Origin of the sequence: Tolypothrix sp. VBCCA 56010, assembly GCF_050875635.1 — a bacterium.
Taxonomy (GTDB): Bacteria; Cyanobacteriota; Cyanobacteriia; order Cyanobacteriales; family Nostocaceae; genus Hassallia.
The window spans coordinates 1-12,530 of record NZ_JBPAOH010000004.1; the positions used below are offsets into that span (position 1 = coordinate 1).

General features: G+C 43.0%; 10 protein-coding genes. 4 read left to right on the plus strand and 6 right to left on the minus strand.

The annotated features are described in order from the left end of the window. From AABK37_RS02025 to AABK37_RS02040, 4 genes are all read right to left on the minus strand, one after another. Positions 1–378, minus strand: a 378-nt coding sequence (locus AABK37_RS02025; RefSeq protein ID WP_432549942.1) for a hypothetical protein, incomplete at its 3' end; no start/stop codon positions are given. Continuing rightward, complete coding sequence (locus AABK37_RS02030) at positions 375–2,021, minus strand: tetratricopeptide repeat protein (RefSeq protein ID WP_432549943.1); 1,647 nt, start codon at positions 2,019–2,021, stop codon at positions 375–377. The genes AABK37_RS02030 and AABK37_RS02025, both read right to left, overlap by 4 nt. A gap of 522 nt (positions 2,022–2,543) precedes the next feature. Beyond that, positions 2,544–3,362, minus strand: coding sequence for a DUF4114 domain-containing protein (locus AABK37_RS02035; protein ID WP_432549944.1), 819 nt, complete (start codon positions 3,360–3,362; stop codon positions 2,544–2,546). 125 nt (positions 3,363–3,487) lie between these two features. Continuing rightward, positions 3,488–4,441, minus strand: coding sequence for a stage II sporulation protein M (locus tag AABK37_RS02040; RefSeq protein WP_432549945.1), 954 nt, complete (start codon positions 4,439–4,441; stop codon positions 3,488–3,490). Positions 4,442–4,520: 79 nt separating this feature from the next. On the opposite strand from AABK37_RS02040, the gene AABK37_RS02045 reads away from it, so the two are divergent. Together AABK37_RS02045 and AABK37_RS02050 are read left to right on the plus strand one after the other, a co-directional pair. Further along, positions 4,521–5,369, plus strand: a complete 849-nt coding sequence (locus AABK37_RS02045; RefSeq protein ID WP_432549946.1) for a DUF975 domain-containing protein — start codon at positions 4,521–4,523, stop codon at positions 5,367–5,369. A gap of 20 nt (positions 5,370–5,389) precedes the next feature. Then, positions 5,390–6,190 carry an RDD family protein gene (locus AABK37_RS02050; protein ID WP_432549947.1) on the plus strand — a complete coding sequence of 267 codons (801 nt, stop codon included), beginning with the start codon at positions 5,390–5,392 and terminating at the stop codon, positions 6,188–6,190. 154 nt (positions 6,191–6,344) lie between these two features. Here the strand turns inward: AABK37_RS02050 and AABK37_RS02055 are convergent, their stop codons facing one another. Then, a complete protein-coding gene (locus tag AABK37_RS02055; RefSeq protein ID WP_432549948.1) occupies positions 6,345–9,218 on the minus strand; it encodes a tetratricopeptide repeat protein in 2,874 nt (957 codons plus the stop codon). 546 nt (positions 9,219–9,764) lie between these two features. Between AABK37_RS02055 and AABK37_RS02060 the strand changes: the two genes are divergently transcribed. After that, positions 9,765–10,958, plus strand: coding sequence for a pyridoxal phosphate-dependent aminotransferase (locus tag AABK37_RS02060; protein WP_432549949.1), 1,194 nt, complete (start codon positions 9,765–9,767; stop codon positions 10,956–10,958). A gap of 110 nt (positions 10,959–11,068) precedes the next feature. Here AABK37_RS02060 and AABK37_RS02065 read toward each other — a convergent pair whose 3' ends face one another. Next, entirely contained in the window at positions 11,069–11,563 is a 495-nt protein-coding gene (locus AABK37_RS02065; RefSeq protein WP_432550066.1) for a DUF2243 domain-containing protein, read from the minus strand. Between the two features lie 286 nt (positions 11,564–11,849). Here AABK37_RS02065 and AABK37_RS02070 point away from each other — a divergent pair, with 286 nt between their 5' ends. Beyond that, positions 11,850–12,320, plus strand: a complete 471-nt coding sequence (locus AABK37_RS02070; RefSeq protein ID WP_432549950.1) for an NADAR family protein — start codon at positions 11,850–11,852, stop codon at positions 12,318–12,320. Positions 12,321–12,530: the final 210 nt, after the last annotated feature.

Here is a 12,530-nt window from a genome sequence, read left to right on the forward strand (position 1 = left end):
AAATGTTGCAAAAAAAATTTGTAGGTTGAGGGTAAGTAACTGTAACTTAATATCTAACCAAATCTCCCATTTATCCTCATATTTGGGTAATCCAACACCAAGAACCTGTCGTTTATTGAATTCGGGCAGTCGTTTATCGAATTCGGGCAGTCGTTTATCGAATTCGGGCAGTCGTTTATCGAATTCGGGCAGTCGTTTATCAAATTCGGGCAGTCGTTTATCGAATTCGGGCAGTCGTTTATCGAATTCGGGCAGTCGTTTATCGAATTCGGGCAGTCGTTTATTGAATTCGGGCAGTCGTTTATTGAATTCGGGCAAGCACGGATAATGCACGCATTTAGCCAAGCCACACCCTACAAAGCTAAAAGCTAATTTCATTGATTTAACGAAATCCCCCAACTACGCAATTGTTCTACCACAATATCCATGCTGTAAGCAAAACCAAATCCCCCGGTCGCGGAAATTGGCGGTTGATTTGTACTGGCTTGTTCCTTAAAATTTTGACTGGGGTCGCTAATTTGCACCATCAAACCGACAACCTGGTTTTGCGAGTCGATTACAGGTCCACCGGAATTACCTTGTGCGAGGGTTGCTTGTATTTGCAACTTCCGGTCTTGGGAGAGGAAATTGCTAACTTGCCCGGAAACAACAGTCCAGTCAGCACCATTGCTGGGATGACCAATGACCCGCACCTGGGTAGTAAGGGGAACTCGACCAGAAGCAATTGGCAAGGTTTTGATATCATCGGGGATGCCAGTAACTTCGAGTAAGGCTAAATCTAAGGGGTTGTTGGTATCGGTGATATTAACAATTTTGGCTGCGTAACGAGGTTTAAATTTACCAGGAGGTGGTTCGCTATAAAATTCCAACTCGATTTTTTTGCTTTGTTGTCCGCTTGTTTCAGATGTCACCACATGACGGTTTGTGACTATCCAGGCTTTATTTCCCTCGCGTTTGACTACCCAACCAGCACCAACACTATTACCAGTGGGGATTTGGGCAATAACCCTTACCACAGAACGGAATACATCAACTAATGATTGCTGTTGGGTAATGGGTGGTACCCATTTGCGATCGCCTTCCACTTTGTGTGGGAGAGGGCCTTTTCGTATTGCTAAGAGTCGTCGTGCTTCCTTGAAATTGTTTTGGGCAGTAGCATATTTGGGGTCTAGTTTGATTGCTTGCTGATATTCTTGGATTGCTTCTTCATACTTGCCTTGTTGTTGTAATACTAAGCCTAAATTATTGTGAGCTAAAGTATGAAAGCTTGCAGGAGTAAAAGAATTATCTTCCGGCAATTGTAGGGCTTTGCGGTATACTGCGATCGCTTCCTCTAGTTTATTCTCTCCTCTCAGCGCAAAACCCAAATTGTAGTAAGCAAGTGCATAGTTGGGGTTGAGTTGGATGGCTTCGCGGTATGCTGCGAACGCTTCCTCTAATTTATTCTGGTAATAGAGCGCATTGCCTAAATTGTTGTAAGCAAGTGCATAGTTGGGGTTGAGTTGGATGGCTTCGCGGTATGCTGCGATCGCTTCCTCTAATTTATTCTGGTAATAGAGCACATTACCCAGAGGAACGTAAGCATCAGCATCGTTGGGGTTGAGTTGGATGGCTTTGCGGTATACTGCGATCACTTTATCTAAGTAAGTCGGTATTCTGTCGGATGCGTAAAACGGTATTCTGTGGGATGCTGGTGGGATCGCTACCTCTAATGATTTTTTCTGGTCATCCAGCGCAATACCCAAACCAACAACATAAGCCTTGGCAAGCCCGCGGGGCGGCAGTATAAGAAACTCCTCCCTGTAGCGATACGCTTGCCCTAATGTACTATTGTAATAGAGCACATTGCCCAAATTCTTGTAAGCAGTGGCATTGTTAGGGTCTTTTTTAATTATCCTGCGCCAGATATTTTCAGCCTCCCAGTAGTCTCCAGCTTCTTGGGCTGCATTACCCTGTTGAAATAACTGTTCGATACTTTGGGCAACTGCCACCAAAGGTGTTGCTGCCAGAGATAGACTCAAAAATAAAGCAACAAATTTTAAACACCGCATGTCTCTTATAAAAATGGGGAGCTGGGAATGGAAAGACCTCAGAACCCCAACTTTTTCAAAAAGTCGGGGATATTCTTCTTTAAATCTCTAACTTTTGATAGATGCGAATAATATAAATTAAGTAATTTTTCATAAAACTCAGATTTCAAACTCCTTGTCAGTTAAAAGAAAGAAAGCTTTCTGCTCTATTGTGGTTGCAGGATAGAAGTTGGTTTTGAAAGCATTAGTAAAAAGCAATCATTTTGACGATTATGCTGAAAAATAGTTCTTTCTGAATACACATATTCTACAAACATAAGTAGCCAACAAGTTCCTGCATACAGCAGGACAGATTAAAATTTCTTTTTCTCTTTCCCCTTGTCCCCTTGTCCCCTTGTCCCCTTGTCTCTTTCTTCACTGGGCACAGGCGTAAAAAAGAATGTAGAGACGTAGCAGTGCTACGTCTCTACAAAGGTTTATGGATAAGGTATATTTAAATTCGGTCGATGTATCTTACCGAACAGCTTGACGGCGACGAGTTTTCATTAAGCCCAATGCGGCGATCGCAAACATTGCCGCAGCCGCAGAAGGTTCTGGTACTGCTGCACGAACATTCGCTTTACCAATATCAATCGCAAACACTGTATCGTTATAATCTTGATCGCCACCGCCCCATAAATCCTCGAAACCTAACACCACATAGTCCTTGTAGTAGTAAGCTATAACGTGTTGTAAATTATCTGGGTTGAGATCTTGATCTAAACCAAAGATACCTTTAACTCCATTTTCGTAGATACCGCCGTTAATATCGTTAGGAACTAACTGGAAATCCAATTTTGTACCAGCTTTAAACGAGCCTAAATTCACCCAGTCACCGACATTCAAAGGTTTATAGGGTGCAACTTTGCCTGGTAGCGCCTCGTTCGGGTTTGGGCAAAACTGGCTAAAATTAGGGAAACTGCTATCACCAGTATTACAAGAGGTATCGCCGAAAATTATTTGACCTGTCTCGACTTGAGAGCCGGTAGTAGCTTTGAAATCTAAGCGATCGCGATATAAGTCAGCCGTTTCGCCGATAAAGAATACTTTGGGATCGTAGTCAAATTTCAACGTTAGGTCAGACAAATTAACCTGTTTTGCCTGAATGGTGTCAGGAGACAAATAGCGACGTTCTTCGCCAACAAAAGCTCTAAAGTCTTGAAGAATATTTTTGAAATCAGCAGGAGCTTCATCTCGGCTTTTGATTTCAAAAGCGCTTGCAGGTGCAGCGATTGATAATAAACCAGTTCCTAAAGCAGCAGCAAGTAAGCTAGAAAAAAATTTCTTTTTCATAATTCCCTTTATTTCACTAACGTGTCAATTTTGTTCGCTAAATACATTTATAGTTTCCAATCTAATTTTTTATGCATAGTCAAACGAGGTGAAAGTGAATCTGGCTATTTTTCAAATGTAAATACTTAGCCCCGCTTGCGATTAGAATACACTAGCAAAACCACAAACAAACTCATCCCCAGGAGATATTTAAAAGTACTTGATACACTAGGATTGGGAGAAAAAAATCCTTCGATAGTACCAGCAATTATCAACATTGGGATAATGCCAAATAGTAACTGCACCGCCAGAGAACCGTAAAATTTGAGTGCGTCACGACGGTTGTATTTTCCGGGAAATAAAATTGCCCTGGCGAGTAAAAAACCCGCACCACCAGCAAAAAAGATGGCGGGTAATTCTAGGGAACCGTGCGGAAATACAAACGCCCAAAAGGGATAAGCAAGATTATTTTGACTGACTAAGGTGGCAAGGGCACCAATTAATAAACCATTGAACCATAACAAAAATGTGGTGTAAATTCCCCCTGTCATGCCACCTGCGATCGCTCCAAACGATACTGATAAATTATTAATCGTAATATTGCTCGATGCTAAAGGTTCAATTCCGACTATTGACCCCATCCACAATTCATGCTCATCTCGTACCTGGGTAATTAAGCTTTCCGGGACGAGAAGTGATATAAAAGTCGGATCTTGCCACGCATACCACCAAGCAATTAATGCCCCCAGCAGAAATGTCGCAGTAGCGGCAGCGATGTATAAAAATGTTTGCTGCACCACTGCTGGTAATCCCCAACTATAAAATTCCATCACCGCTTGCCATTCTTGTCGTCTTGAACCTTGATAAATCTGCGTATAAGCGCGAGTTGTCAATAATTGTAAACTTTGTGTCAAAGTATTGCCTACTTTCTGAGTTTGAGCGCGGGCTAAATCTGCTGCTACTGAACGGTATAAACTCGCTAACTCTCTAATTTCCGTTGCTTGCAGTGACTTGATTCCTTTTTTTTCTACTTGTCTTAATAAAGCATCTAAACGTTGCCAGTTTGGTTCTCGTCGAGAAATCCAACGTTGAATATTCATAAACTTTGGGAATACTTAACTGAAGTTATCTTAAGATAGCCTCAAATCTAGAACTTACTTTACAAGAGAATTTGACATTATGTCTTTTAATCAGAGTTCTCCCAGCCCAATACAACCACTTAGCCTCGGTAATGTCGTCAGTGCCGGAATCCGGCTATATCGTTCTCACCTCAAGTCTTATCTTAAACTGGCATTTAATGCTTATTTGTGGATATTTATACCAGTTTATGGTTGGGCAAAATGTGGAGCAATTTTAGCTTTAATATCCCGGTTAGCCTTCGGGGAATTGGTGGATCAACCGGAATCTGTTGAAGGAGGTCGCAGAATCGTAAATTCGCGCATGTGGCAGTTTTTCATTATGGGTTTGTTAATGTTTGGAATCGGTCTGGCTTTAATGCTTCCGTTTGCTATTTATATCGGGATTGTTACCGCTTTTTTTGTTGGAAGTATCGCCACCGGTGGAAGTCTAAATCCTGCTATTATTCTGGCTGTTTCTTTATTAACATTCATTTTGATCCCAGTTTTATTCGTTGCTTTTCTGTGGGTACAAGCTCGCTTTTTTGTTGTGGAACTTCCGCTGGCTGTTGAAGACAATATTGATGGAACCTCAACAATTGGTCGCAGTTGGAAATTAACAAAAGGACACGCTTGGCGAATTGTCGCGATTTTATTTGTAGCTTATTTAATTACGATACCGATACAAATTCCCTTTACTATTATTAGCACTATTCTTCAGGCAATTTTAGCATCTTTAGCTGAAGAAAATTCGGGTTACGCTTTTCTTTCGCAACTGTTGAACCTAATTCTTACTCTAATAAGTGCCGCGTTGGTTGTACCGTTTTGGCAGTCAATCAAAGCAGTAGTTTATTATGACTTGCGGAGTCGTCGGGAAGGTATGGGATTGAAGTTACGAGACCGGGATATTTAAATATTAGTACAAAAACTGCTATGCACTTATTCAACAAAATTAAATTCCGCACACCAGAAAGTGTAGAACTAGAATTTACTCTTGCCGGCATCGGTAATCGCGCTTGGGCATTGTTAATTGATTATCACGTTTTGGCTGCGATAATGACGGTGTTTGTTGTTGTCTGGGTAACTGTTGCTGTGCAGTTGGCGGATTTGTGGACACGGATTTTTGGCAAGCAGGTGAGTTTGTGGTTAATAGCGATCGCTTTCATCACTGGCTTTGCTATTTACGCAGGTTACTTTGTCTTCTTTGAAACTTTATGGCATGGTCAAACCCCCGGCAAACGCTTTGCGAAAATTCGCGTTGTTCGAGATGATGGTAGACCTGTTGGTTTGCAACAAGCAACATTACGCGCTTTGCTTAGACCGATTGATGAGTTTTTCTATGTTGGGGCTTTATTTATCATCTTTAATAATAGCGAAAAGCGCCTAGGCGATTTAGCCGCCGGCACAATTGTCATTCAAGCCCAAAGACCGCTTGCATCAACGACTTTGACAATTTCCGAACAGGCAAAGCCGATATATGAACATTTGCTGCAAGTTGCCGATTTATCAACATTATTGCCCGATGACTTTGCTGTTATTCGCGAATATTTACTCAGACGGAGTGTCATGTCAACAAAAGCAAGAATGAATCTGGCTTTAGAGTTGACTCAGCAGGTTCAAGACATTATCGATTTAGAAAAGCTACCAGAAGCCGTTGTCCCCGATGTCTTTTTGGAAGCTGTTTATTTGGCTTATAAAGAGACTGGGGAGTGGGGAGTGGGGAGTGGGGAGTAGGGGAGGGGGGGAGGGGGAGAGGGGGGGAGAGGGAGTGGGGAGTAGGGGAGGGGGGGAGGGTTTTGAATAATTTTACTTTTCTTTACATATTTCGGTTTTTTGTGCCTACTTACTTACAAATTCTTTTTCCTCCTCTCAAGAACAGCTTCCCCCTCTATCTCCAATCACCTTGCAAAGTGAAAGCTGCCCAATAGTAAGGATTTTGCCACTGCTTCTGCTGCCACAGTTGCAGTTGTGCATCCCGCAAAGCAGATGTGGGAGACTCTCCTTGCAAAATCGCTTTATAAAATAATGGCATCAATTGCGATGTGCCTTCATCGTCAACCTGCCACAAAGACACTACAGCCCGCTTTGAACCAGCATACATCAATCCTCTTGTCAACCCCATCAACCCTTCACCTTTGACATTTTTACCCAAACCGGTTTCGCAGGCACTCAAAACGACTAACTCGGCACCCAAATCTAAGTTGAAGATGTCACCCAAACGCAGATAACCTTTTTCAACTGGTTTACCTTGTTTATCGATTTGCGAGAGGACAATTCCCGATAACTCAGGGTTGGTAGTATCGACAATACCGTGGGTAGCGAATTGCAAGAACCGATATTGTTTGAGTTCTGGGTTGGTTGCGAAGTTGTAATTGGCATCAAAATCATAGGCATGTATGCTTTGGGAAGGTGATACAAGTTTGAGGATTTCTTCGGCTTCTGTGCGTGTATTTGGTAGGGACATTAATCCGTTACGTTTGAGGTTTTTCATCGCACGTTGCAAACTCGAACGGTCAAGGTTGAGGTTGGGTGCTATGGCAGGTTCTTTGCCTGTGACTCGCTTATCGTCAGCGGCAAATACGGGGTCGGCAAGGACTGCAAGGGTTTTGGGTGCGGGTTGGCGTTTGTTTAGTTGTTGTCGCTGGGTAGCGATCGCAGTCACGGAGGGTAGATTGACGATTTGGTGGTTAACTAAAAGAGGCTGATAAGCAATCGATGTTGTAGTTAATGTAGCGGATGGGTCTGCTAATGCTGCAAAGGGAATGTTTTGCAAAACTCCATCAGCAACAATTACTAATCGCTTTTTCCCTAATTTGTTAGCGACGGGTGCGAGAATTATTTGGGTGAGTTGGGAAGCAGGCTTATTTATTGCATCGGGATTACTTTTGCCGTAAGGTGTACCACCTTCAAGTATGACTTCTCGGAAATTATTTGCAGCATCCTCGATTTGTTTCTGTCCGGGGAGTTCGTAGGAGTCGAGAGAATCGGGTGTGACTGCCCAAAGATAGCTGCGGTCTTCTCCTAATGAATATTGCAACAGCACAGTGTCTTTATCGAGTTGTTGCTGAATTTGCGACAGTGTTAAAGGTTCTGGATACTTGAGTGCAGCATATTCTGGGTTGGTGGTGCGAATTTTGGTTTGCAGTTCGCGGTATTGGTCGAGGAGATTTTCGCGTTCTTTCTTGCGTTGTTCGATAGAATTTTTCAGGATAAGGTCTTTCTGGCTTTGTGACTCTAAGTTTTTTACTAGTTTCTCTGTAGCTTCAATTCGTTGTAATAAGCTAGTTTCCTGTTCTAGTAGTTGGGGGTTTGCACCTTTGCGGATCTTGGCATTTGCTTCGGTTAACAGTTCGATTAGTACCCTAGCACGCGATCGCTCGTTGGTATCAAGAGCCAAAGCATCGTATCTTTTGGATCGGTCTTTTTTATGGAGTTGCATCAACAGGTCAATTTTGAATTGGTAATAACCCTGTACTGATGCAAAATAGGAAGTGCGTAAATCTTGACTATCGATTTTGGTGCGTAAATCTTCAATGATATTGATGGCTGTTTCGATATGGGTGAGTGCTGGTTGTAAGTTGTTTTTGCTGCGCTCTAGGTAAGCTAGATTGAAGAGGGTAGTAGCTTCACCACCTTTGTCCCCCACTTGACGACGCAACGGCAGTGCTTGGTCGTAATATGTGAGGGCTTTCTGTTTCTCTCCTAAATCGTTGTAAACTAGCCCGATATTAGTGAGGGTACTAGCTTCAACACCTTTGTCCCCCACTTGACGAAGCAACGGCAGTGCTTGGTCGTAATACGAAAGCGCTTTCTGTTTTTCCCCTAAATCGTTGTAAACTCCCCCGATATTATTGACGGTAGTAGCTTCAACACCTTTGTTCCCGACTTGACGAAGCAACGGCAGTGCTTGGTCGTAATATGACAGTGCCTTCTGTTTTTCTCCTAAATCGTCGTAAACTGCCCCGATATTATTGAGGGTAACAGCTTCACCACCTTTGTCCCCGACTTGACGACGCAACGGCAGTGCTTGGTCGAAATATGTGAGCGCTTTCTGTTTTTCCCCTAAAGCTGAGAAAACTCTCCCGATATTATTGAGGGTAGTAGCTTCACCAGCTTTGTCCGGCACTTGACGAATCAACGGCAGTACTTGATCGTAATACGAAAGTGCTTTCTGTTTTTCTCCTAAATCTGAGTAAACTAGTCCGATATTATTGAGGGTAGTAGCTTCACCACCTTTGTCCCCCACTTGACGATACAACGGCAGTGCTTGGTTGTAATACGAAAGTGCTTTCTGTTTTTCTCCTAAATTAGAGTAAACTAGCCCAATATTATTGAGGGTACTAGCTTCACCACCTTTGTCCTCCACTTGACGATACAACGGCAGTGCTTGGTCGTAAGATGTGAGCGCTTTCTGTTTTTCTCCTAAATCGTCGTAAACTTTCCCGATACCGAGGAATGTAAGAGCTTCCGACTTCTTATCATTTATCTGTCGATACAGTTTGAGCGCTTCTTCCCATTTCCCAATTGCCTGCCGTAAAGATTCTGCTGTCCCTTGCTGATATAGTTTGAATCCCTCATCAAATACTCGTTTTGCTGCTGCGCTGGTTTCTTGTTGTGATTGGGGTTGCTGCTGCGCTTTCACTTCGTGGCGTCCAGCAGCTATTCCCACATCAGACAGCAACAGCAGACTGATAAATACAGCAAAGGTTCGATGGGTAAAAACTTGGATATTCCAATGTTGGTTTTTTATTTGTTTACCCATAACTGATTCCCCTCTGTTCGCTGTAATTATTAAAACCTACAATTACACTTATAGGACTTACGCAAAAACTCTCCTAAACTCTTATTTCTCTGTGTCCTCTGCGTCCTCTGCGGTTCGTTATCCGATTATTCGTGCGTAAGTCCTAACTTATTTCTAACGCTTTCTTGCTTATGCACTCAAGGTATTTTTGCACACGCCGACACCCTGGAAGGGTGCGGCTATACGTACAAAGGCTGCCTCCGCAGCCTAAAATCTCTTCAGCCCACGCAGGTGGGCTTTGTTCGTATACCTGACACCCTAGAAGGGTGCGGCTATACGTACAAAGGCTGCCTTCGCAGCCTAAAATCTCTTCAGCCCACGCAGGTGGGCTTTGTTCGTATAGCCCCAGGCTTCTAGCCTGTAGGGTATTAACGATGCCCCCTGCCCAATGCCCAATGCCCAATGCCCCATGCCCATTCCCCATAAAGAAGGAATTGTTAAGAGAAAAATCTCGCGGGGGATTGTGGGATATTCTTATATAGGTGAGAATGTGCCGAAAGAAGTAAGATGAAGCTGGCAGCAAGAGTAAGTCAAGTATCCCCTTCGTTAACCTTAGCGATCGCAGCCAAGGCTAAGGCAATGAAGGCTGAAGGTATCGATGTTTGTAGTTTTAGCGCTGGAGAACCGGATTTTGACACACCGGCTCACATTAAAGCGGCAGCGGTAAAAGCTTTAGATGAAGGCAAAACCAAGTATGGTGCTGCCTCTGGTGAACCAAAGTTACGAGAAGCGATCGCTCACAAGTTAAAAACTGACAATCATCTTGATTACAAAGCAGAAAATGTCATCGTCACTAACGGCGGTAAGCATTCTCTCTACAATTTAATTGTCGCGCTGATCGAACCTGGTGATGAGGTAATTATCCCCGCTCCCTATTGGCTAAGTTATCCAGAAATGGTGACGCTGGGAGGTGGTGTTCCCGTGATTGTACATACAGATGCTTCCACGGGCTATAAAATTACACCGGAAAAACTGCGAGAAACAATTACGCCGAAAACAAAGTTATTTGTCCTCAATTCCCCATCCAACCCCACGGGGATGGTATATACCCCGGAAGAAATCAAAGCTTTAGCAGAGATAATAGTTGAGAAAGATATACTTGTAGTCTCCGACGAGATTTATGAAAAAATACTCTACGACGGTGCAGAACATTTGTGCATCGGTTCGTTAGGAAAGGAGATTTTCGACCGGACTATTGTCAGTAACGGCTTTGCGAAAGCTTACTCAATGACAGGATGGCGGATTGGTTATCTTGCAGGACCAACAGAAATAATTAAAGCCACAATCACCATCCAAAGTCATAGTACATCAAATGTGTGTACCTTTGCTCAATATGGGGCGATCGCTGCCTTAGAATCTTCACAAGACTGTGTAGAAGAAATGCGTCAAGCTTTCGCCAAACGGCGGCAAGTAATGTTTGATAGACTTAACGCTATTCCCGGTTTAACTTGTGAAAAGCCAGATGGTGCGTTTTACATGTTTCCCGACATCAGCAAACTCGGTGTCAAATCTTTAGAATTTTGTGACGCTTTGCTAGAAAAAGAGCAAGTCGCAGTCATTCCCGGAATCGCTTTTGGTGCTGATGACAATATTCGTCTTTCTTACGCTACCGATATGGCAACAATTGAGAAAGGAATGGATAGATTAGAGAAATTTGTGCGATCTGCCCTTGGCAGCAGCGCTTCGCGATCGCGTATTTAGTCAGGAGGCGCAAAGTTGTAGAGACGTTCCACACTCCCACGTCTGTACGAGGAGGCGCAAAGTTCTAGAGACGTTCCACACTCCCACGTCTCTACCGCGCCTCCTAACTTTTAACTTTTAACTTTCAACTCTTGCTTGTTTTGTTGTATCATTATCGAGCCGATGGCAACAAGAAGCGCACCAAGGGCAAGAAATCCCAAATCCCAGGCTAACTGATTTGGACCTGGTTTTACATGATGAATACCGAGAATTTGATGATCGATTAATCCTTCAACAACGTCGAATAACCCAGAACCGATGAGCAAAGATGCGAAGAAGGTTTTTGATGACCAACGAACATCATCGCGTCCTCCCGCACGCCATAGCAATACTATTCCAATGACAGTCATCACCCAGTCGAATGCGTGAAACAATCCGTCCCAAACCATGTTTAAATCTATATTGGAGGTTGTTGTCAGCGGTCGAACATTACTGAGCATGTGATGCCACTGAAGAATCTGATGTAGGACGATGCCATCAAAAAATCCTCCCAGACCGATACCAAGGACAATCCCGGCTGTAATGACAGGTGATTGTCGGTTGCTTGTCTCACTATGAGCCACAATATCAAACCTTATAGACAGACTTGGTTACACAATATAACTGTCTTTAGATAGATTTCCTCTGCCCAGAGGCAAGTACTGCTCTTTAATTTAAATTAAGTACCTGAAATGCATCTACAGGCATGATGGAAATTGATAGAAGGGATTGGGGATTGGGGAATGGGGACTAGGGATTTGGAAGAATAAGAGTACAAACAACGCACGTTTTGTGGGCAGATTTCTTACCCAGTACCCAGTACCCAGTCCCCAGTACCTAGTACCCTTGATACATAATCATAGCAATTTTGAAATGACTATTTACTTTTACAAGGTTTGGGAGCCTTACGGCTGCTTTTCTAACTTTTCTCCCCACGGAATCGAAATCCGGGGTACTTACTGGTCAACGGTGGAGCATTATTATCAAGCGCAAAAGTTTGTCGGCAGCGTGGATGCAGCGATCATACCTTCAATTTCTGCCGCCGAAACGCCAGAACAAGCTGCTGCCTTGGGACGGTGTAGCACGCGTCAACTTCGTTGTGATTGGGATGCAGTCAAAACTCAAGTTATGCGCGAAGCTGTACTCAAAAAGTTTCTCACTCATGCCGAAATTAGAGATACTCTGCTGGCTACAGGCGATAATTTACTTGTAGAAAACTCGCCTAACGATTATTTTTGGGGCTGTGGTGCAGATAAAACTGGTGAAAACTGTCTTGGTAAAATCCTCATGAGTGTGCGTGAAGAAATCCGCAATTTAATGTCGTTATCAGTAATTTCCGATTAGCTAAATCATACTTTTTCACAAAAATATAAGTAACTTAATTGTTAGAGGGGAATGGTAACTTTACCCTGTTAATATTTGAGAAGATTAGTTATATTTACGGCTTTTTTGCTTCTCTTAAAATGTATGTTCAGTAAATCTTTATACAAATATATTTTTTTTAAGAAGAATAAGAAAAAATAATCGTATTCTGGACTACATTTAAATTTTACA

Coding starts and splice junctions, on each gene's coding strand:
- AABK37_RS02045 (WP_432549946.1), top strand. CDS start 4,521: ATGTCTTTTAATCAGAGTTCTCCCAGCCCAATACAACCACTTAGCCTC.
- AABK37_RS02070 (WP_432549950.1), top strand. CDS start 11,850: ATGACTATTTACTTTTACAAGGTTTGGGAGCCTTACGGCTGCTTTTCT.
- AABK37_RS02040 (WP_432549945.1), bottom strand. CDS start 4,441: ATGAATATTCAACGTTGGATTTCTCGACGAGAACCAAACTGGCAACGT.
- AABK37_RS02050 (WP_432549947.1), top strand. CDS start 5,390: ATGCACTTATTCAACAAAATTAAATTCCGCACACCAGAAAGTGTAGAA.
- AABK37_RS02035 (WP_432549944.1), bottom strand. CDS start 3,362: ATGAAAAAGAAATTTTTTTCTAGCTTACTTGCTGCTGCTTTAGGAACT.
- AABK37_RS02055 (WP_432549948.1), bottom strand. CDS start 9,218: ATGGGTAAACAAATAAAAAACCAACATTGGAATATCCAAGTTTTTACC.
- AABK37_RS02060 (WP_432549949.1), top strand. CDS start 9,765: ATGAAGCTGGCAGCAAGAGTAAGTCAAGTATCCCCTTCGTTAACCTTA.